At 35.5% G+C, this 22,778-nt stretch carries 18 protein-coding genes; 9 read left to right on the top strand and 9 right to left on the bottom strand.

Translation table 11 applies throughout. The features are described 5' to 3' along the window. Nucleotides 1-80 precede the first annotated feature (80 nt). The 4 genes from J4E06_RS10170 (at nt 81) to J4E06_RS10155 (ending at nt 5,509) form a co-directional block, all read left to right on the top strand. Nucleotides 81-1,253: an OmpA family protein gene (locus tag J4E06_RS10170; protein ID WP_349523801.1), complete on the top strand. Its 1,173-nt coding sequence runs from the start codon at nt 81-83 to the stop codon at nt 1,251-1,253. Between the two features lie 130 nt (nt 1,254-1,383). Beyond that, nucleotides 1,384-3,075, top strand: a complete 1,692-nt coding sequence (locus J4E06_RS10165) for a carbamoyltransferase family protein (RefSeq protein WP_349523800.1) — start codon at nt 1,384-1,386, stop codon at nt 3,073-3,075. A gap of 4 nt (nt 3,076-3,079) precedes the next feature. Continuing rightward, a complete protein-coding gene (locus J4E06_RS10160) occupies nt 3,080-4,534 on the top strand; it encodes an MBOAT family O-acyltransferase (protein WP_349523799.1) in 1,455 nt (484 codons plus the stop codon). A gap of 3 nt (nt 4,535-4,537) precedes the next feature. Beyond that, a complete protein-coding gene (locus tag J4E06_RS10155; RefSeq protein WP_349523798.1) occupies nt 4,538-5,509 on the top strand; it encodes a hypothetical protein in 972 nt (323 codons plus the stop codon). 18 nt (nt 5,510-5,527) lie between these two features. Here J4E06_RS10155 and J4E06_RS10150 read toward each other — a convergent pair whose 3' ends face one another. The 9 genes from J4E06_RS10150 to J4E06_RS10110 form a co-directional block, all read right to left on the bottom strand. Next, nucleotides 5,528-6,592 carry a GNAT family N-acetyltransferase gene (locus tag J4E06_RS10150; protein ID WP_349523797.1) on the bottom strand — a complete coding sequence of 355 codons (1,065 nt, stop codon included), beginning with the start codon at nt 6,590-6,592 and terminating at the stop codon, nt 5,528-5,530. 113 nt (nt 6,593-6,705) lie between these two features. Beyond that, nucleotides 6,706-7,326, bottom strand: a complete 621-nt coding sequence (locus tag J4E06_RS10145) for a sugar transferase (protein WP_349523796.1) — start codon at nt 7,324-7,326, stop codon at nt 6,706-6,708. A 149-nt stretch (nt 7,327-7,475) separates the two neighbouring features. Continuing rightward, entirely contained in the window at nt 7,476-8,126 is a 651-nt protein-coding gene (locus J4E06_RS10140; protein WP_349523795.1) for an HAD family hydrolase, read from the bottom strand. Then, on the bottom strand, nt 8,110-9,081 hold the full coding sequence (locus J4E06_RS10135) for an ATP-grasp domain-containing protein (RefSeq protein WP_349523794.1): 972 nt from the start codon (nt 9,079-9,081) through the stop codon (nt 8,110-8,112). Before J4E06_RS10135 ends, J4E06_RS10140 begins: the two co-directional genes overlap by 17 nt. A gap of 42 nt (nt 9,082-9,123) precedes the next feature. Next, nucleotides 9,124-10,341 carry a UDP-N-acetyl-D-mannosamine dehydrogenase gene (wecC, locus tag J4E06_RS10130; RefSeq protein WP_349523793.1) on the bottom strand — a complete coding sequence of 406 codons (1,218 nt, stop codon included), beginning with the start codon at nt 10,339-10,341 and terminating at the stop codon, nt 9,124-9,126. A gap of 3 nt (nt 10,342-10,344) precedes the next feature. Beyond that, nucleotides 10,345-11,460 (bottom strand): non-hydrolyzing UDP-N-acetylglucosamine 2-epimerase, encoded by a 1,116-nt coding sequence (wecB, locus tag J4E06_RS10125; RefSeq protein WP_349523792.1) that lies wholly within the window; start codon nt 11,458-11,460, stop codon nt 10,345-10,347. A gap of 55 nt (nt 11,461-11,515) precedes the next feature. After that, nucleotides 11,516-12,754, bottom strand: a complete 1,239-nt coding sequence (locus J4E06_RS10120) for a glycosyltransferase family 4 protein (protein ID WP_349523791.1) — start codon at nt 12,752-12,754, stop codon at nt 11,516-11,518. After that, nucleotides 12,751-14,583: an alginate lyase family protein gene (locus J4E06_RS10115; RefSeq protein ID WP_349523790.1), complete on the bottom strand. Its 1,833-nt coding sequence runs from the start codon at nt 14,581-14,583 to the stop codon at nt 12,751-12,753. The genes J4E06_RS10120 and J4E06_RS10115 overlap by 4 nt, the downstream gene beginning before the upstream one ends. Before the next feature lie 275 nt (nt 14,584-14,858). Next, complete coding sequence (locus tag J4E06_RS10110) at nt 14,859-16,040, bottom strand: glycosyltransferase (protein WP_349523789.1); 1,182 nt, start codon at nt 16,038-16,040, stop codon at nt 14,859-14,861. Between the two features lie 528 nt (nt 16,041-16,568). Here J4E06_RS10110 and J4E06_RS10105 point away from each other — a divergent pair. The 5 genes from J4E06_RS10105 to J4E06_RS10085 all read left to right on the top strand — a co-directional run bounded on the left by J4E06_RS10105 (nt 16,569) and on the right by J4E06_RS10085 (nt 22,379). Continuing rightward, on the top strand, nt 16,569-17,603 hold the full coding sequence (locus J4E06_RS10105) for an O-antigen ligase family protein (RefSeq protein ID WP_349523788.1): 1,035 nt from the start codon (nt 16,569-16,571) through the stop codon (nt 17,601-17,603). Continuing rightward, nucleotides 17,603-18,748, top strand: coding sequence for a glycosyltransferase (locus J4E06_RS10100; protein ID WP_349523787.1), 1,146 nt, complete (start codon nt 17,603-17,605; stop codon nt 18,746-18,748). Before J4E06_RS10105 ends, J4E06_RS10100 begins: the two co-directional genes overlap by 1 nt. 310 nt (nt 18,749-19,058) lie before the next feature. Continuing rightward, on the top strand, nt 19,059-19,916 hold the full coding sequence (locus J4E06_RS10095) for a sulfotransferase family protein (protein WP_349523786.1): 858 nt from the start codon (nt 19,059-19,061) through the stop codon (nt 19,914-19,916). Beyond that, nucleotides 19,913-21,373: a lipopolysaccharide biosynthesis protein gene (locus J4E06_RS10090; protein WP_349523785.1), complete on the top strand. Its 1,461-nt coding sequence runs from the start codon at nt 19,913-19,915 to the stop codon at nt 21,371-21,373. The genes J4E06_RS10095 and J4E06_RS10090 overlap by 4 nt, the downstream gene beginning before the upstream one ends. 49 nt (nt 21,374-21,422) lie before the next feature. Next, nucleotides 21,423-22,379 carry a sulfotransferase domain-containing protein gene (locus J4E06_RS10085; RefSeq protein ID WP_349523784.1) on the top strand — a complete coding sequence of 319 codons (957 nt, stop codon included), beginning with the start codon at nt 21,423-21,425 and terminating at the stop codon, nt 22,377-22,379. The last annotated feature ends 399 nt before the right edge of the window (nt 22,380-22,778 follow it).

Raw genomic sequence — 22,778 nt, 5'->3', positions numbered from 1 at the left:
TAAGCGCACTTTAAAGTGCAAAGTTTCCTTTTTTAAAAGCTTGACATAGCTTTGAAGTCGATAACCTCAAATCGAATACAATGAATATTTCAAAACCTTTGACCATGCTGGTCATGGCTATTTTTTCTTTCACCTTGACCTTTGCCCAAGACGTTGAATGGACCAAAAAGGACAGTATTGTCCAAAGCTATTGGTTGGTTACCGTTGGAGCCAATGCTATAGATGATTCCGGAGATGAATTCGGTAAACTTTTCGATATTGATAGGGCCTGGAACATGGTGCCTTATCCATCGAGAGCGAGCATAGGCCGTTATTTTAAAAATGGAATTGGATTGGAAGCCATTGGTTCTTACAACCGATACAAAGAAGGGAAAATAGTTGATAATGTTGTCAACCCCGAGGATATTGATTATTGGGGACTTGATTTTAGGGTGAGTTACGATTTGAACATGATCTTGGGGGAAACCGGATTTTTTGACCCTTATATTGGAATTGGAGCTGGTTATACCGATGCCAACAATCAAGGTAGGGGAACTTATAATGCTGTTTTAGGTTTTAGAACATGGTTCTCTGATCATTGGGGTATTGACTTTAACTCCACGGGTAAGTGGGCCATGAATTTGGATAATGCTTCAAACCATGTGCAACATGCCGTAGGTGTGGCCTATAGGTTCGATGTGGATAAAGGGCTTTCCAGAAAGGGAGCTGAGAAATTGGCCTTGTTGCAGGAAATGGAAAAAGAACAACAAAGGGTTCAGGACTCCATAGCCAAAGCTGAAGAGGAAGCTAGATTGCTGGCGGAGCGACTACAAAAAGAAAAAGAGGCCGCCGCGCTTGCCGCTGCAGAAAAGGCCAAAAAAGATACTGAAGATGCACGAAGAGCTGTACTTCAGAACAAGATCAATGAATTGGGGAATGTGTATTTCAAACTGAACTCGTCGTACTTGACTTCGAATGACAAGGAATTGTTGGACCAATTAGTGGCCATTATGAACGACGAACCCGGATTGGAAATCAGAATCACGGCCCACACCGATTCAAGGGGTACCAAAAAGTATAACCAATGGCTTTCGGAGCGTCGCGCCGAACGCACCGTTGAATATGTTATTTCCAAAGGAATTGCGGAGGATAGAATCAGTCATGAGGCCTATGGAGAGACCCGATTGACCAACAAGTGTACGGATGGTGTTCGTTGTACCGAAGAAGAGCATTCCAAGAACAGGAGGTCGGATTTTGTGATTGAGCAGTTTTGATTTTGGTGTATTACCGATTAAAATCAAGTTTTATCGATATTCTAAATCCACTATAAAAAAAGGTTTTATTTTCAATCTGTTAATAAAATTAACCAAAGGTTTTTATACTACAGTTTAACAACAATCACTCATGGTCATACTAGGCTTAAATTATTATTTTCACGATTCAACCGCATGTATTGTAGTCGATGGTAAGCTAATTGCTGCAATTGAAGAAGAAAGATTGAACAGAGACAAGCACACCCGTGTATTCCCTCAAATGGCAGTAGATCGTTGCCTAAAAATGGCCAACCTAACCTATGATGATATTGACCATATTGCGGTTTCCATTAAGCCTACTCATAACCTTGGTAAGAAGTTATGGCATCTAATGGGTAACCTTAAGCGATTCAAACCTTTTGTAAACCATGAGTTTGTACATGCCTATAACAAACAGAAAGGGTTCTGGAATTGGTTCAAATACCATTGGGAGAGTAAGAAGAATGGACCTAAAGTTCATTTTATTCCCCATCATTTTAGTCATGCACCAGGTTCATTTTTTGTTTCACCTTATCAAGAGGCCGCTCTTTTGGGTATTGATGGATCCGGTGAGTGGGCTACAACATGGATGGGGCATGGTAAGGGAAACAAGATAGAATGTTTGGGCGAAAGCTTTTTTCCACATTCCCTAGGTTCTTTTTATGAATCAGTTACACAGTTCTGCGGATTTAGGACTAGCTATGACGAGGGCAAAACAATGGGATTGGCCCCAATGGGCGATCCTGAAGTTTATAAAGAAGAAGTTGGTAAAATGGTCAGTGTGGATAAGAATGGTCAACTTCACTTTGATTTAAGTTATTTTAATTTTCAAAATATGCATTGGAGAAGACTTTCTCCAAAGTTCCATAAAATATTTGGACCGAACAGGAAACACCCAGAACCATTCGAAAAACGTCATATGGATGTGGCAGCTGCTTTTCAAAGAGTTTTGGAGGACCGGGTATTGGAAATATGCGAAATTCTCCATGAAAAAACAAAGGCGGATTATCTGGTAATTTCTGGAGGTGTTTCCCTTAATAGTGTAATGAATGGACGTATTGTCCGCGAAAGTAAGTTTAAGGACGTGTACGTTATGCCCGCAGCCGGTGATAATGGTACTGCTATTGGAGCTGCATATTACCTTTACAATGGTCTTTTTGGCAAAGAACGTAACTTTGTCCATGAAAATCCTTATGTAGGAACCAGTTATACCAACGAGGAAATAGAAAAAGTACTTAAGGGCGCAAAATTGCCATACGAATATCATGAGGATATTTGTGAAAAAGCCGCTTCTTTGTTGGAAGAAGGTCAAATTATAGGTTGGTTTCAAGGTGCGATGGAAATTGGTCCACGGGCATTGGGTAGTCGAAGTATATTGGCTAACCCTGCTATACCGGACATGAAAGACAAAATCAATTCGGAGGTGAAATTCAGGGAAGCGTATAGACCTTTTGCTCCTTCAGCCATTGTAGAGGCAAAGGACGAATTTTTTGATCTGGAAGTTGAAGCCCCTTTTATGCTCAAAGTATGTAACGTGCTGCCCGAAAAGCAGTCTGTGATTCCAGCCGTTACCCATGTGGATGGTAGTGCTCGTTTACAGACGGTTAAAAAAGACTTGCACCCTAGATATTATGATGTAATAAAAAAGCTTGGTGATAAAACTGGGGTACCGGTAGTTTTGAACACAAGTTTTAATATTCAAGGAGAACCGGTTGTGGAGTCCCCTGTTGATGCCATTCGTTGTTTTTGGTCTACAGGTCTGGACAGTTTGGTAATTGGTAATTACGTTTTGACCAAGAAATAACAACATGCTTTTCAATTCCCTGGAATTTTTCGTATTCCTGCCTATTGTATTTATACTATTTTGGTTTTTAGGAAAAAGGAATTCCAAGGTACAGAATGCCATTCTTTTTGTAGCGAGTTATATTTTTTACGGTTGGTGGGATTACCGGTTTTTGACCCTGATTATCCTCTCTACTTTGGTAGATTTTTATATCGGGAAGGCCATATATAAAAGCTCGGACGACAAAAACAAAAGCAGATGGCTATGGGTGAGCATTGTTTTCAATATTGGACTACTTGGGTTTTTTAAGTATTTCGATTTTTTTGTTGATTCTTTTGTTGCCTCTTTTTCATTTTTTGGAGCGGAAATAACAAATGTATGGGCATTGAACGTCATACTTCCTGTAGGAATTTCCTTTTACACATTTCAAACACTTTCGTATTCGTTGGATATCCACAAGGGTAAATTGAAACCAACCAATAATTTTTGGGCATTTGCTACTTATGTTGCTTTTTTTCCACAACTGGTTGCCGGACCGATAGAGCGGGCGTCCCACTTGTTGCCCCAAATCGAGGGGATTAAAAAATTTAAATATAAACGGGCGGTAGAGGGCTTAAAGCTTATACTTTGGGGGTTGTTCAAAAAAGTGGCCATAGCGGATTCTTTGGCACTCATGGTCGATGATATATTTTTGAATTACGAAGTGTATCCTTCTTCCACATTGATTTTAGGATCTATTTTTTTTGCTTTTCAGATATATTGTGATTTTTCCGGCTATTCCGATATTGCCATCGGTACTGCTAAGTTATTTGGTATTGAATTGATGTCTAATTTTAAGTTTCCTTACTTCTCTAGAAGTATTGCAGAGTTTTGGAGACGTTGGCACATTTCCCTCTCTACTTGGTTTAGGGACTATCTATACATACCTTTAGGTGGCTCTAGAGTTGGTAGACCAAAAGCGGCGCGTAATATTTTTGTAATCTTCTTAGTGAGTGGGTTATGGCATGGCGCCAATTGGACCTTCGTGGTCTGGGGGCTTTATCATGCTTTGTTGTTCCTTCCTTTATTTTATCTAAATATTAATCGCAACCATTTGGAGAATATAGATTTATTAAGTTCCGCAAAGAATTTCTTTCTGGAAGGATTCCAAATGTTAATTACTTTTTTCTTGGTTCTAATAGGCTGGGTGTTTTTCCGAAGCGAAACACTTAAAGACGCTTTTATATATCTTCAAAGGATGTTCTTGGAATTCAGTTTGGGCACTTACGAGCATCCATTGGGCTATAGAATGGTGGACTATTTTGTCCTTTTGCTATTCTTTTTGATATATGAATATAGAATTCGGAAAGATGAAAGGAACCCTTTCAAATTTAAGTCCAGATATGTTAGGTTCGCCATGTACACCTTAACAGTTTTCTTATTATTGTTGTTTTATGACGACACCTTGAACAATCGCTCATTTGTATATTTTCAATTTTAGGCTATGAAAAAGTTGTTGGGAAGGATTATTGTTTATGGTTTTTTGATGGTCTTGGTCCTTGAAATTTTGATCAGGGTTTTCCATTTGTATTTTGAATACCCTATTGTAACACTAAATGACAATGCGGTTGTTAACTATGTTCCAGGACAATCCGGCTCTTTTGTGGTAGGGAACAGAAGAATGCATTTTTCCGACTACCGTATTAATCAATCGGGATTTAATTCGTTCCGGGAATTTGCTCCAACAGCGCAAGACTTTGAAGTTGCCCTGATAGGTGATTCTTTTATTGAAGGCTTGCATCAGGATTATGATAATTCCATTGGAAAAAAAATAGAAAATAACCTCAACCGTAAAATAGCCGTATACGAGTATGGTTTTTCTGGGAATGATTTAGCCGATCAATTACATTTGATACATCAGTTCAAAGAAAAAATGAAACTTATCGACGTAATTTACATTTATCTAAAATTTGATGAGGATTTAAAAAGGAAGAACTACACGGTGCATACTAGGGCCAATTTGGAGAATAGTTTGGCATTTAAAATTAAAAGGGAGGTCAAGTTGCTTTCCTATCTAAAAGGGATTGGACTGGTTGCCCCATTGACGGAACTGCCTGGAAAACTGATGAGTTTCGTTAAGGGTGGGGAAAAAGAGGATAAAACTGAAGCAGTAGAGGAAAATAAAGATGAAGAGTACATGGAAAATCTGGCCATTCTACTGAAAACATATCCTATGGATAAGGAGAAAACGGTTTTTTTAATAGATCAGGCCAATACGAGCCAATCATTTTTAACATACTGTGATGTCTGGGGATATCGGTATATTGATTTTGGCACACTTTTAAAAAAATCGGACAAGAACACCATAATTAAATATGACCCGATGAAACATTGGAACGATCATGGCAGGGATGTAGTGGCCAAGGTCATTTCTGAAGATTTGAAAAATCAGGGCAATACTAACACCAGCAGGTAAAGGTATTGTTTAGCTGCATTAGGGCTTTCTATAAAGTGGGAAGTAAGTGTCGTCCTTGAGATCGGGCTTTTCCTCCAATACCTTTTTCACCAAATCGCAATATACTTTTTTGTTCACTACTTTTCTTCCAGTATAAAAAATGCAGTCCTCGTCTTTCGGGAAATAGGCTTTTTTGCTTTTATATAGTCCATCATCATCTTTTATACCGCCTCCCAGTATATACCTTTCTTTTTTGTTTTGAATGGCCCATTTTATAATCTCTACGCGCAAGTAGTCGTTTGGTCTGGTATGAAAAAAATCCGAATCGGTACCCCCTAAGAATGCATACACGGTATTTTGGTAGTGGATATGAAGTTCTGTTGAGATAGCTTTATTGTTTAAATAGACCATCCCAATGGTAAAATCCTGTTTGTTTTCCAAAACAAGATGGTAAAAGAAATCCGCCGAAAAAAACAGAAATTTGGAAGCATTGTTCCGTAACATTGTTTTGTAATAGATGTCATAAAATTCATCGATTACTGTTTTCGTGATTTTTTCTTGATCAAATAATGTAAAAGAAAGGCCAAATGATAGGGCTTTTCGATAATTGTTCCTGACTTTTCTACCAAAAAATTCCCATTGAATCTCAAAATTCTCCTTTAGGGTACCACATACATTTTTTAGGGTTTTATTGCAATTGCCCGTGTAGCCTATATGGTTGTTATTGAGGCTGAACCGAACAAACTCTGTAACTATGTTGTTGTCATTGTACCATTGGTCCACTTTTCCCCATAGGGAAGCTATTTGACCATGATTTTCGAAATCTTTGAAAAGTGGTCCATTGTAACCGTAGGGAGAAGTCGCATCCCAGAAATCGGTATTGGGAATAGGATTCAAAATCATCGGTAACAAGGCTACACAAGATTCCTTTTCCATCAAGAGAAAGACTACAAGCTTTTTGGTATTGGTCAAATGGCGCCGTAGATATTCTATGTGATAGTATGGATTGTGGAACTCTTTTGAAGAAACAATCCCGCGATATGTCAATTGGTCCTTTTCTATACTTAAATCAATAACTTCCAACATTAATTGATCGATGTTCATTGGGTGTTTGTGGTTTGAATAGTTGATGTAGTTGTTTACCAAAGCAAAAGTTGTTTACGATTGTACATTGTATTTCTTAACATAAGAATTGATTTTGATTACATGATCAAAAGTTATGCTTTTTTTAAATTATTTTTATAGGTTATAAAGTCTACCATATGAGAATTCGGGTCCACAACAATATCTTCTTGCCTGATTACTTTTAAGAAAGTCATTTGAAGTATTTTTAAATCGGTTTTAAATGACTGGTTTTTCACATATTCGATATCTTTTGCCATCCTTTTGTCCCATGTCAAAAAATTTCGTCCCGAAACCTGTGCCAAACCTGTTATACCTGGTTTTACGGTATGTCTTAGTTTTTCATCTCTGGAATAATAGGGCAAATAGGATTTTAGCAGTGGCCTGGGCCCAACAAAGCTCATATCTCCCTTGAGTATGTTTATCAATTGGGGCAGTTCGTCGATGGATAATTTTCGCACGGTTTTGCCCAGAGCGGTAAGTCGGTCCTTGTCGGGAAGCAAATTCCCTTTACTATCCTTTTTATTGTTCATGGTCTTAAACTTGATGATTTTAAAAATCTCCTCGTTCATACCAGGTCTTTCTTGGACAAAGAAGGGGTTTTCCCTATCTGAAATGAATAGAATAATTCCCGTTAATAATGTTATTGGTAGTGTAATAACAAGAAGAAAAGATGAAAGTAATAGATCGAATAACCGTTTAAGTAAAGGATACATTTTTTTTTAATTGTATTTTGCAATTACCCTTTTATATCATGGATTTTGTAAAGACAAACTATACAGCAGCTCTAACGTACGATAAAGCTAAACTCATTTTAATTCTTTTGGCAAAGAATTCGATTTAATACCAATACTTAAGGTAAAAGCTATATTATATTGATTTCTTTTAACGAATTGATCAATTTTTGTGGTCCGTCTTCCATAAATACATGATTATGGCAATGAACGTTCATACCATTGTCCATAAGACCGACCGTTTGCCATCCCAATTTTAATGGGGCAATAAAATCCTTTTTAAAATTATCGCCGAAATAATAATAATCCTTTACCCTTAAATAATTCTCCACAACTTTAAAGTTTTTCAAGCTTGGTTTCTCTTGTCCCACAGTTTCCGAAATCACCAAATGATCGATTTGTCCAAACAGCCCTAATGCTTTGAGTTTATTGATCTGGGTACTTTCCCGCCCATCGGTCACAACGCCGATTTTACCATTCTTTTCCTTTATTTGCAAGAACAATTCTTGCACACCTGGGAAAGGCTGTATCAACGGAACATGGTTTCTATATTGATTAAGTATTTGAATAGAATCCGCCCCATAGTTTTTTACAAGATATTCAAAGGCATTTTCCCCAGATCTATATAAGGAAAACATCTTAACAAAGAGCATATCCTTTTTTAAAGGATCCAATGTGGCGCTTATTTCCCTGTAGGCAGATTTTAAAAAGTCAATTTCATTGTACAAGGTATCGTCCAGATCGAATACTAGGGCGGTATTTTTGTTAACTTTTATATCCATGTACCAATACTTCTGAATCGTATCTCAACATTAACAAATCATCTTCCCAGTCATTATAAAAAGAGTTGATTTCTTCTCCCAACATATATTCTTTTATGATCCATTTCGGAAAATTGGCTCCTGAAAGATAGGTAAGGGGAAACCCACCCCCAAAGCGGGGGTTTATTTCTATTCCGTAAATTTCGTTGGTTTCCTTTTCCATAAAAAATTGGGTCGTCAGGCACCCTTGTGCACCTTCGATTTTACCCATGTGTTCCTTTAAAAAAGGAACCAATCTATTTTTCTTGGTCAACCCTTTATTTACCTCTCCATCTCTTACTAAAAGTCTTTGTCTTGGGACTGCACAAATCAGAACGCCTTTAGTGTTATAGTAAAGGTCGCAAGTATATTCATCATATTTTGTGTGGTCCAAATATTCCAAGAACATTAATTTTTCGTTTTCAAAATGGTACTCGGTCAATTCTTCTTTACTATTAATGATAAAAGTATCCACGCTCCTACTACCATCATAGGGTTTGATAAACATCGGCAGTTTAAAATCCGATTTGTCATATTCCTTTGCGACCCCAATTCCTTTTAATTGGAACAGTTCGTGTGTCAATCTTTTATTCCTACATTTTTTAATAAGATCAATATCGGAAATCACAACCTTTATGTTGTTTTCTTCGAATATGGATTTGTTTTTGGACAAGACCAAAAGTTCGGTATCGATAGTGGGGATAATTAGTGAGATATTGAATTTTTTGCACTTCTCCAACAATAACTGAATGTAATCATCCGTATCGACTCTAGGTACCTTGAAAAAGCCATCTGCCACTCTACAAGCTGATGAGAGGAATGGGTCTGCATCCGTCCCGTACAATTTTCCATTGGTGTTGATTGCCTTTAATTCGTCTTGAAAAAATTTGACCAAGCTAACCCTGCGGCCAACGGATGTTAGAAGTATATTGTTCATTTATTTAGAGTGTAAAGGATGTGGATTTAAACAGTTTTCTATTTATAATTTCTTCAACGCTCCACTAAAATCTAAAACAATTTTATTTTCAAGTTCGGTTAATTGTTTAAATTCTTTGTGGGCGACTAATATTACTATTATGTCTGCCTCCTTCACGGCAACAGTAAGGTCTGTAAGTTTAAAAATGTTATGATTATCAATGTTTGGTTCAACAATATAATAGTCTTCATTGTTGGCATCTTGTAATACACGTTGAACTATGTACTTGGCAGGTGACTCTCTTAAATCATCTATATCCGGCTTAAAGGCCAATCCTAAAAGAGCGATTTTTGGTTTTCTCCCGTGGCGTAATTCAAACTCTAGTTTTGTTGAAACAATTTTTTCTGCACACCAGAAAGATTTGTAGTTGTTTACTTCTCTGGCTTTTCCAATTATCCTAGATTCCATTGGGTATTCAGAAACTATAAAATAGGGATCTACGGCAATACAATGTCCTCCAACCCCACATCCAGGTTGTAGGATATTTACTCTTGGATGTTTATTGGCCAAATTAATCAATTCCCAGACATCGATATCAGCTTTATCACAAATAAGAGAAAGTTCATTTGCAAATGCTATTTGTACATCACGAGAGGAGTTTTCTACCAGTTTACACATTTCAGCGGTTCTAGCATTAGTTTCATGTAGCTCTCCGGTAACATATTTTCGATAAAACTCTACTGCTTTTTTAGTGCTTTTCTCATCAACTCCACCAATGACACGATCATTATGCACGAGTTCGTACATTACATTGCCTGGTAACACCCGTTCTGGACAGTAAGCTATGAAAACTTCTCCTTTTAATTCGGGCCTTTTTTCATAAATCAAATGCATCATTTTTTCAGTAGTACCTACTGGTGAGGTTGATTCTATGATATATGTATCTCCTTTTTTTAACAGAGGAATGATATTTTCGGTAGCAGATTCAACGAACGAAATATCTGGTTCATGATTATTTTTGAAGGGTGTTGGTACTACTATCAAATACGTGTTGGCCAATGCTGCCTCTGTACTTGCCCTTAAAAATCCATTTGAAACAGCGTATGAAACAGTTTCTCCTAAATCAGGTTCAACGATATGAATTTTTCCATTGTTGATTGTTTCTACGACATCTTTATTTATATCTACCCCATGTACATGAGTGCCATTTTTTGCTATTAAAGCAGCAGTTGGTAAACCAATATAACCTAGACCTAGAATATTTACTTCTGGATTTTGCATTGTTTAAAGTTTTTTAATGTATTCTACTATTCTATTACATGCCTGTCCATCTCCGTAAGGATTATGTAACATGCTCATGTTTGAATATTTATCTTTATTGTTGAGTAATTCATTAGTTTCTCGAATAATCTTTTCTTTATCTGTTCCAACAAGTATTACAGTGCCAGCCTCAACGGCTTCTGGCCTTTCCGTGGTATCTCTCATAACAAGAACAGGTTTACCTAAGCTAGGAGCTTCTTCTTGAACACCTCCACTATCTGTAATAATTAGATGGGATTTATCCATTAACCAAACAAAGGCAGGGTAACTTAAAGGATCAACTAAATAGATATTAGCAATATCTCCTAATATTTCTTTAACTGGTTTTTGTACTTTAGGATTTAAGTGAACTGGATAAATGATTTGGATATCTTTATTATCAAGAGCAATATTTTTAAGTGCTTCACAAATACGAATAAAGCCTTCTCCATGATTTTCACGTCTATGTCCAGTAACTAATATTATTTTATCACCACGTATTATTTCTTTCAGGCCTACTATTTCTGGATCATCAAGTTTGTTTACCTTTTCTATACTTGTTAAAAGTGCATCTATTACGGTATTGCCGGTTATATATATACTTTCTTTGTCAATATTTTCCTTAAGCAGATTATTTAAAGATTTTTCGGTTGGTGCAAAATGGTAATCAGCCAAGTGTCCTGTGAGGGTTCTATTTATTTCTTCTGGAAATGGAGCCCGTTTGTTGTAGGTTCTTAGTCCGGCCTCAACATGACAAATTTTGGCGCCTGAGTAAAATGCGGCAATACTTGCTCCCATGGTTGTGGTGGTATCACCATGTACAAATACGTAATCTGGACCAAAGTCTTCCAAAACAGGCTGTAAGGAAGTAATTATGTTGGCGGTTAGGCCATAAAGATTCTGACCTGGGCGCATTAAATTTAAATCATACTCTGGAACAACATCAAAAAACGCTAGAACTTGGTCTAACATTTCTCTATGCTGAGCGGTCACACAGACTTTTGTAACAAAATCAGGTTCTTTTTGCAATGCCTTGACCAACGGAGCCATTTTTATAGCTTCCGGTCTTGTTCCGAAAATGATTAATAGTTTCTTTTTCATGGAAGGTTGCTTTTTCAGTATTTATGGAGTTTATTTTTTTAATTGAACAACTTTATTATTTATGAGCTATTTTTTCAATTTCATTCAAGTAGGAAAGAGCCAATTTACTTCTATCAAAATGTTCTTTGGCATGGTTATATCCATTTAAGCCTTGTTCGGCCATATTATATTCTCCACTAAGGTAACCCCGAATTTTTTCTGCTATATCATCAGCATTTTCGGGTTGCGCAAAAACACCACATTGGGCATCTTCTATAAGTTTTCTGGAAACACCATCTATTGCTAAAAGAATAGGCTTTTTACAAGACATGTAGTCAAAAGTTTTATTAGAATAAATAGTTTTAAAGGTATCAACCTTTTTTAAAACTGCGGTCCCTAAATTAGAAGCTAGTATATACTTAAAGGCCTTTTCTTTATCTACGAATCCAACAAATCGTACGTTATTAAGTTTACGTTTTTTAACTTCCTCGATTAAATAGTCTTTTGTGGGACCTACCCCAATAAGTTGTATAAGCACATTGGTATCGGTAAGCTTTTCGGCTGCGTCTATTAGTTGTATTAAATGATTGGCAATACCATGGGCACCTATATAAGTAATTACGAACTTGTCATCGATACCTTCCTCTTTTCTAAATGTTTCAGGATTAAAATTTTGTGCCACCTTTTCTGCCAAGCTAAAATCTGCAGCATTGGGAATATAAATGATTTTTTCCTTTGGAATGCCCTTCTCAATTAATGCCTCTCTAAAGGCAGGGGTAAGAACATTGATTAGTTTTGCATTTCTATAGATAAAAGCTTCAAATTTATAAGAGAACTTTATTAGTGCCGGATTACTTATGACCCCAGTGTCTACGGCAGATTCAGGCCATAAATCCCGAACTTCAAAAATCAGGGGTATTCTTTTTAACTTGGATAATATGTAAGCAGTTATGCCAACAAAAAGAGGAGGAGAGGTTACCACAAGGGCATCATATTTACCTTTTACCAAAAATAAACCCGCCCAAGTACTTGAAAAAACGAAAGAAAAATAGGCCCATAACCTTCCCAGAAAGTTCACATCATAAAGTTCGGAAACATGACACCTGTATACATCAGTATTTTTCTCAAATTCTTTTTCAACATAAAAAAGTTTTCCCTTATACCTGGGATCTACTTTCTTTGAGCGTTCTAGCATACCCGCTATAACAGTTATATCATGGCCTTCTTTTGCCCAAATTTTGGTCATTTCGTTAAAACGTGCACCTCCGCCACTATTTTTACCCAAAAAATATTGATGTATTAATAATATCTTCATTTTGACTTTATTTCAATAGTTGTTTCAAAACCAGTTTTTGAGCCATAGGTGTGCTTAATGGATGGTTCTATTTCTCCATAATAATTAGAACACCATTTTTCTTCAATTATTGGATGCAGCTCACTACCTTGACCATCTCTACAAATAATATTGATTTTACTATATGTTCTGGGATTAAAATGCCAATAAAGTTGCGCATTTAAATTATCAGCGTTTTGAATGGAATCGGATATGGTCCATTTATTTTGCTCTTTTTCTTTAGTTAGGGACCTTTTGTGGACAATTTTACTCCCCAATTCTCTAAAGCCTTGAAAATATCCATCGAATCTATAGGAAACCGTGGTTTCTGAAAGTTTGGCCTTCGCTTTTTTTATCCAGTAATTCCAAATAAACCTGCTCCCTTTTAGCATTTGATCCTTACCATCCACAGAAACGGTGTTGTGCCCATGGCATCTTGAAAAAAAACCACTGTATTCTTCTGTAGTATTGTATTTATAAGATCCGGTATCCCAAATGTAGTTTTCACCATCCAGCCAAATATCAACGTGCAAATTGTCTGCATGTCCGGGTCTGTCCTTAAATTGCGCACATTTGATAAAGGTCTTTGTTGAACCGTCGTTGATTACAAAATTTCCACCTAAGGGAAAAGCTGCAAGATTTTGGTGCTCATGGGCAACTACCTTTAAATTATTTACCCCGTACCATTGTTGACTTTCGTCTTTTTTAGAGACCTCATTATAGAGGACCGCACTTAAGTCGTTCAACTGTGATGTGTAGACTCGATAGTCATCATTGGTAAGTTTAAAAAATAGAGCACCATCATTAGCCCCATAATTAGGAAGTTTTCCACTGGGTTTATCTTGGCATTCCCTTAAAAAGGCAAGTGATTTTTTTGCTCGTTCATATACAATGGAACTGAACGGATCATTATGAATTTCTGAAAGTTTTATACCCCATGTAAGCAATTGAATGGCTACTCGATGATAGTTCATGGAAAATTGTAGAAAAGTACCATCTTCATATATCTGATAAGCAATTTCTTCTTGAAACCATTTTTTGCCTTTTTTGGACCATTTATCCGTATTGGGTAAAAAAGGAAATAATAAACCACCTAAATATAGGGTAAGGGTTTCGGTCAGGGCATGGTTGTTCCTTACTGCAATCCTGGAAAAGTTGATATTATGATAAACATGATGTAATTGCCAATAGATGGCATTCATAATAAATTTAAATCTTTTCTCCGTTAACTCCTTAGAATTTCTATAATAGTATAGCGCAAATGTCCAATTTAGAATCCGTAGGCTAATTTCTTGGCTACATCTATAGTTTGGACCTAAGTTAATGGGATTATAGGTTAAAAAGGACTCGATTTCGCTGAACACCAATTTAGAACAGTCTTGATTAAAATGATAGTCATAACGAATAATGTCATATAAGAAGGAAAAACGAGCTTTCTCCCAAACAAATTTTATGTCTCCCGCCTCTTCAGAGAGGTCTACTATTTTAGACCAGTGTTTTAATTCATATTGATATCCTGTGTTGGGATTTGTAATCCAATCAAAGTCTTTCCCCAAGGATATTTTTGTTTTGCTAAAAAAGGTATAAGTGTGATTTTGGATTTCGTTAAAAGTTTCCTGTAGTTTGGCATGTTGATTTTTAGGAATTTTCAAGGATTCCCTAGATTCAATGAAAAATTCTGGAGCATTTTTTTTCCAGTCATCCAAGGTTATTGCACAATTTAGGAATGGGGGCTGTGTAGGAAACCTAAATTTTAAAAGCCCCGCTTTCCTTTGGATTTCATAAGATAATCGAAATAGGGTATAGCGCATACCCATATTTTGAATCGTATTTATAAGTCTAAAAATTTTCAAAGTGTGGAAAATGCGTTATCAAGTTTTTTTCGTTTCGGCCTCAAACTTAATTCGGATATCATTAATAATACTAGGAAATCAGATAATAGTTTAAAAAATTAGTTGAACTGATATGTGTAAGCATGATTTGTTTTGATCGGTTGGAAAGTACAAATTTTTAAAATTAATGAGTATGTGGTTTATCCGTTTTGATTCTATGTCAATCAATTTTTTATATCGAAAAAAACTAAAGTCTATAAATTCTTAAAAAGGATTTCGTTTATTAATTCGGCTTGGTACTCGGCATTATACTTTTCCTTAATAATTTTCTTGCAATTTCGTCTAATTAAATCTTCTGGTGTATCCCTATTTTCAATAATCCATTGCTTGGTTTTTAATGCTAAATCAGAAATAGAATTTCTTTTAAATAATAAACCATTTATTCCAGATTCTATTGCTTCATACTCTGGCATTTGATAATTAAAATCATAGTGTGAAAGTACAGGAATTCCATTGCCTAATGCAGACATTGCCGTTAAACCTACTTCTCCTGGCGATATACATAGGTTACTGATAGCAAACAATTTTTCAAGTTCTTGCTCTTTAAAACAGGCTCCATAAAAATGGCAATAATCAGATAGTTTAAGATTGTTGGCTAAGTTTTCCAATTCTTTTCTGGACTCGCCATCTCCCACGAATAATACATTAATTTTGAAGTTTTCATCAAACAATATTTTAGCAGCTTGTAAAATTTGATCTAATTTTTTGACAAAGGTAAGTCTGCCTACAAATATTACCACAGGTAAGTCCGGATGCTTAAAAAGTTGCTTTTTGGTTTTGTTCTTTGTTTGAAGGGAGATTTCATTTTTTTTGATTAAATCATCAACGGTTCCTGTTGAGTTGTAGATGACATGAAGTTTTCTTTCTGGAAACCCATTTTTGATCATGACGTCCTTGGCTTTGTGACCGTATAGGAGAACCCCATCACTTAGGCCGTAAAAAACTTTTCTTAGCTTCCATTTCCAACCCTTCTTTGTGGATATCACCCCATGGGTCCACATGTATGTCTTTTTACGTTTTAGTTTAAGATAAAATATTGCTAACCAGGTAGAAAGATAGTAAGCATTGCCTAAGAAGATTACACCATCATACTTTTTTTCACGTAAAAGTTTTAATAATCCGGATTGCCAGAGTAGCGCTTCCTTATAAATCCATCTATTTTTTACAAATTCCCAATTAAGACCTCCGTCCGCAGCAACTCTGCTTGCTAAAACAGGACTTATTTTCTTTATGTCGTTTCTGGAAATGGGGTCTGAGATTAGTGTGTAATACAGGTTCGGCGATTTTATAAGTTCTCGTATAACCGGTAATCTATAATGCGCAAAATACGGATATACTATAGCAACATTTTTTGTAGGTTTAATCAAATGTTTCATTTATTGAAGTCGGTGTTTGAAAGGTTGAAAAAATCTAATTTATAATGCTAAATTAGTTGTAAGCAATTTGTTTAAGCTAAAAGGATGCAAAATAAAGTATAGAAATATATAAATCATGTGCGGGGATCTAAGAGGAAAACGGTTTATTAACATTTATAGTATAAACAAATAGGTTCATTCTTATGTTAAAATGGCTTCCTTAAAAGCCATAATTTGTTAGCATAAGGACTACACAATGTTAATCTAGAATATTGCCATCAAAGTTGTTTTTAATTATCTAGTTTTCTTTTTTTCGATAAAAACAGTATTTAATCTATTAACTAAAAGTTCCTGCGTTATTTTTGATTTAATTTGCCATGAATTATTATGTATCGATAAATGATAAGGCTTTTAAATGTTATCAACGATTATTGTTTATATCTCCTTGTATTTTCTGTTACTTTTGAGAGTTGGGACCCCTTCCAATTGATTGGTACATATTCGGTCACCTATTTTGCGACAATATTTTATTTAGCAAGTTGGGTTCCTTTGATATCAAAGAATTTTAATTTTTCACCTTTAGCAAGATTTGTACTGCCTCTCTTATTATTAATTGTAATTGGGTTTATTTGTTCTGCTATAAATTCAGAATATGTAACTGGAATGAAAGAGGCATACAATTATAGAACGCTTCTTTTGATAGTGTTAATGACATTTATTGCCGCTCATCTATATTGTAAGCCCCATATTTCATCTTCAGTATTGAACACTTATGTTGCTAGTATGCTTTTGGTTTTTTTACTTGTTTCACTTGGTAATGGTGTTACTTATGTGAATGGTAGGCTGTTGTTGTTTGGCGAGAATCCTAATGTTATGGGGTCAAAGGCTGCTTTAGCTTTTTTAATAACTATTTCAAAGCTAATAAACAATTTTTCAATTAAAAGATGCATAATAATAATCGCCATTTGTATCCCATTTATCAGCTTGACTGCAACATCTGGTTCACGAGGAGCTTTGGTATCTATGTTTTTTGGACTTTTTGTTTTACTCTTATTTAGAAAGACAGGTGTCATAACCAAATGGGCCATAATAGCTTTTGCGGCACTTGTTTCTGGTGTGTTGATAACTTATTTATTACAAACAAATCCTATTATGGCAGAACGCTTCTTAAATACAGTTGAAACAGGTGATACAGGAAGAAATCTACTGTGGGATGCGGCATTTAGCATAATAAAGGACAATATTTTTATTGGTTCCGGATTTGAAGGGGTTAAGCCAAGAATGTTTGCTTATTCTGGGTTCTACATGAAACCTCATAACATCTTTCTCTACATATTCATTGCATGCGGCCTTCCTGGAATAATTTTATTTTTAATTTTTTTGACCCGGTTGGCTAAATTACTATTTCGTTATTTTAAGAAGAGTGGAGATTCTTTAAACCTTGTATTATTTGTCATCGTTGTCTTCAATATGTCCAAACAAGGTGGTAGTATAGGAAAAATATTATTCTGGTTCTTTTTTGCAGTTTTAATAGGATCAACTGTACATATAATGTCCAGAAATGAACTTAAAAAAATAAGTTAATGAACATATTAGTAATATCCAATAATTACCCATCTTTAGAATATCCGGCAAGGGGTGTATTTGTATACAATATAGTACAGCAATTTTGTAAGTTAGGACATGAGGTAACTGTAATATCGTCAAAAAACATCTTGCCTTCCAAACGCAAAAAGGTAAAAACTTATGGGGAAGAGAATTGTACTGTGTTCCGCACAAAAGTGGTTACAGCATCCAATGTGCAAATAGGATCATTTAATACGTATAAAATTGCTGAGTTAAGTCAAATTAAAGGCATAGAAAAAATTACCAAAAAACATAATTTAGAATTTGATTTTGTTTACGCCCATTTTATGATGAATGGCATTAGCGCAGTAAATGCACTTAAAAATTACAATAAACCTTTCTTCGTTGCCATAGGCGAAAGTGATCTTATAGGTTTAACAAAAATGTATCCTAGGGATTACTTTAAACGAAGTATTAAACAGATTCGAGGCTTTGTTGCGGTTTCAAATAAGCTAAAAAAACAATTAATCGACTTAGGTATTTCTGAAAACAGGATATTTCTGAAACCTAATGCTGTTGACTTGACTAAATTCTACAAAAGAAATAAAGTAGAAATGAGAAAAAAATATAAGCTGTCCTTGGATCTTAAATTAGTTGCCTTTGTAGGTAGATTTTTACCACACAAGGGACCGTTACGTGTTTTAGAGGCGGTTCAAAATTTAGACAATGTTGGAGCACTTTTTATGGGGAATGGCCCTCAGGAGCCTAACGGTTCTTCAGTTGCATTTAAGGAAAGTGTACCTTCTTATGCAATACCTGAATTACTTTCCGCCGCTGATATTTTTGTTCTTCCCACTCAAAGAGAAGGATCATGCAATGCTATTGCTGAGGCTATCGCCTGCGGATTGCCGGTTGTGTCTTCAAAAATTTCAGAAGTAATGGATCAATGTAATCCTTCTTTTTCCATATTGGTGGATCCCTTGGATGTAAAAGCAATAGAAAGTGCTATAGATTCCATTCTTAGTGACGAGGAAAGAAGAGAAGAAATGTCCAAGAAAGCCTTGGAATACTCAAAGAATTTTGAAATTGGTGAAAGGGCTGCTAGCATTCTCAACTTTATTGAAGGTACAATGGAAGAAGAAGCAAATGGACATGGGTTTTAAGAATTAATAGGGCTTTTGGGTTAATCACACAAAACCATATCCATAACAATTCAATTATAATCAGCTTACATACTAATGCTATATATGAAACGGTTTCTGAGTTTATTTGGCACTAGTTTTAGTAGAAAATAACCAATTCAATATATGATGAATTGCATATAGTACGTTATCAATGAGGTAAAATGCAAAAGATGTATGTAACCGATAGTCATAAGAATTAATAGTATTGAGTTAATTTGATTAATACTATCGCTTATAAGCCAGATATAAGGAATAAAAAATTATAACAACAAAGAATCAAGAAAATTGTATGAAGGAAAGACAAACTATCATCTATATAATGTCTAATGAAAGATCTGGATCTACTTTAATTGAGAATATTCTTTCAAAATCCCCCCAAATTGTTTCGGTAGGGGAAACCTATCTTTTAGGCGGTTATATACATAAAGTTGGACCTGGTTTCTCTTGGGATTGGAATTGTTCTTGTGGTAACAGTTTAATGGAATGTAATTTTTGGAATAAAATATATAGACATCTGAATATTTCGGATCCTCGAGAAATAAAAAATACGAAGATTATCTATCCAAAAAGGAAAGATAAGGATGATCAAAAATCAAAGAATGAAGAGGTGCTATCTTTGATGAATCGGATTTACGCAGCAGTCTTTGAAATTACTAATTGTAGCATAGTGGTTGACTCTTCAAAGAAAGCATTTCACGGGACATCTCTTTATCAAAATTCTCCTTATAATTTTAAATTCATCTATTTAAAAAGGGATTTGCGTGCTGTAACATTTTCAAAGCAAAAATGGCGGAAAAGATATGGAGCAAAGGATATAAGTCTTATTAAATTGCTTATAGCTAACTACTTACATAGGTTGTGGTGTATGTTTATGCTTCGGAAGGTAGATAAAAAAGATGTTTTTAACCTTAATTACGAGGATTTTTTTGAAAATCCTCAGCAGACCTTGGACGATATGTCAAATTTTTTTGGATTTGATTCCTACGAGATGCCGGAATTTATGGAACTAGTCGATGACCATACTATTGCAGGTACACCTAACCGTTTTGAGAAAAGAAGGATAAAATATGATGCCGGATGGTTGAGCACTGCAAAAAAGCGTCCGCTTATCAATGCGTTGGGCTTAATACTTAATAAAATCGGATGAAGAGCCTTAGTGATAAAATCAAGCACGCAGGTAAATGGCAGTCATTTTCGGTCCTATCCCTAAGCGTTTTACAGATTCTTTACTTTTCCATCATGACCAGGCTATTATTTAAAGAAGACTATGGTCTTATGGCCATTGTCAATGGAATCATAGGTATTGGTAATATTTTTATGCAAGGAGGTATGGGTTCTGCATTAATACAGCGAAAGGAAATAAATAACGAACATATTAATGGTGCCCTGCAAACCAGCCTTCTTATAGGAGTCATACTTTATGCTATTTTTTATCTTATGGCCCCATTTATTGCTTTGGTATATAATGACTTTAGGTTAGATGATCTTATAAAAGTATCTTCTTTGAACATCATATTACTTGCGCTGAGTAATATTTCAGTCAATCTGCTTTTTAAATATTACTTTTTTAAAAATGTCGCGATAGTCAACATTATCTCTAATATAATTGGTTATGGTATAGGCGTTTATTTAGCCATGAACGGTTATGGGGTATGGTCTCTTGTTATTGCGACCCTTATTGCCTCCTTACTAAACTCAATAGCTCTATTTTATCTTGCTCCTATAAAAATCAGCCTAAAATTACATTATAAAGAAGCCCGAGAATTGTTTGGTTTTGGTTCAGGTATGATGTTGTTAACATTTAGCAATTTTTTGTCGAGTAAGGGGTTGAATTTGATTTTCGGAAAAATCTTTACACAAGATGTACTGGGTCTCTATGAGAGAACCTCAAGGGTAAAGGATATACCCAGTGAGTTTCTTGCAAAGATTATTAATAAAGTTATGTTTCCTGTGATGTCTGAAATCCAGGATGAGAATGAAAGGTTGATTAAAATTTACAAATTTGGGTTGGGGTTAAGCAACTCAATTATGATTCCCACCACGGTTTTTCTAGTTTTTTTTTCAGCTGAAATTGTACAAATTCTGATGGGAGCAAAGTGGTCAGAAGCTGTCGCCCCCCTGCAAATTATGCTTCTAGTACTGACCTTTAGTAATTCAGGAAAAATGACAGATGCAGTGATTAGGGCCAAAGGTCTTATTTATAAAAATGTCACTCGGAAGTATATTTTTACGGTAATCATTATAGTACTTTCCGGTGCTTTGGGCTATTTATACGGAATCAATGGCGCGGCCGTTGGAATTGTTCTAAGCCACTTTATAAATTATTTAATGATGATCGTTTTAGTAAAAAATGTTTTTAGGGGATCTATCATAGAATATTTTGTTAAGCCCTTTAAAGAGGGGTTGAGGCTGGGTCTCTATCTTGGGATTTTGATATTTGGATATAAATATTTATTCAATTTATGGGGAAAAACTGACGTCGTGATGTTTATTGTATTTATAGTAGGTTTGCTAATTTTATGTGCTGGTTTGTTAAAGTTTAAACCTTCTGTATTTGGGCAATATTTAGAATCGGCAATTAGAAATACGTTGAACAAAAAGTAATGCTCTTATTTTAAGTATAAGAAGATTATAAATATTTTGAATTTTAATTATGAAAGAACAATCACCAATAAATTTCTGGGGCATAGGGGCTCAAAAGGCAGGTACCTCATGGTTATACTACAATTTATCCAAAACACCGGGCTTCGCAATTCCCCCGGTAAAGGAATTCCACTATTTTGACAGGGACACCAAATACCCCTCACCAAATATCTTATCCGAGACCAAGGTTAAGGATAGAATCAACAACCTAGCTTACTTGAAAAAGGCTGCAAGGGCAATCATATCTTCATTGCTAAAAGGAAAGATGAAGCATGTCGCATTCACTTTCAAATGGTTCTTCTCCGATTATAGCGATGAATGGTATATATCAATCTTCACCCCCTTTAAGGGAATTAAAGGTGAGATAACTCCCAGTTATTCCATGCTGACCAAGGACGATATATCCAGAATGTATGCGATGGCTCCTGACGCTAAGTTGGTTTTAATGTTGAGAAACCCTGTAGATAGAGCTTGGTCTCATTTTAGGCATACTAAAAAGCGCATTAAAGGATTTACCCTTGGTAACGTCGAAGAGAGTGATATCATTGCATTTATGCAAAGTGAAGGTCAGGAACTAAGGTCGGATTATGTACGTACTATTAATAACTTTACCAGTGTTTTTCCTAAAGAGCAACTGTTGATTGGTTTTTTTGATGCGATAAAAGATGCCCCAGAGCAATTGCTTGAAGAGGTGATACAATTCCTTTTATCCAGTGATGAATCTGAGGAAGAGTTGAAAAAATCATGGAATGTTGACGATTCGGCAATAAAAAAGGTGGTGAACAAATCTATAGAGCTAGATTGCCCTCCCGCTGTTTTGGCCTTAATAAGGGAAAAGTATCATGATATGAGCTTAGATCTCGCCAACGAATATGGAGGCTATTTTAATAAATGGTATTTTGAAAACTACGGTAAACCTTCTCAAAACAAAGACGATAGATTATTCCCCACAATTCGTGTTTCATAGTGGTTAGTCAAAATCTACTATTTATTAGCACCTTCATTGTGAAATTTTGACTTCCAAATGGTAATTAAGCCATCGAAAGACTTAAGGATTATCCTTAGCCTATGTAACTGTTGTACAAGTGCCAGTTCGATAAAGTATTGTTCATTTTAAGCCCTTTTGCAGGACTTTTTTGTTTTACAAAGGTCAGGGCATGTCCAATTTTGGATGGTCCTAAAGATTGAAGAACAGTTTTTTAAAGGTTTTTTCTCCACTCCCAAAAAACAAAGGGTACTGTGTAGACTTCCCTTAGATAGAACTGCTTATTTTTCTAAAACTTCATCAAAGTTATCGTTTTCAATTCCTTGTGCGGTACCGCACAAGGAATTGAGTTCCAGATATTGTTTAGGGGACACATATCCC

It is taken from the genome of Allomuricauda sp. NFXS6, from assembly GCF_040148835.1.
In the GTDB taxonomy this organism is placed as follows: domain Bacteria; phylum Bacteroidota; class Bacteroidia; order Flavobacteriales; family Flavobacteriaceae; genus Flagellimonas.
The sequence above is the reverse complement of the archived record's forward strand: the minus strand, read 5'-3'. Positions and strand labels throughout refer to the sequence as shown.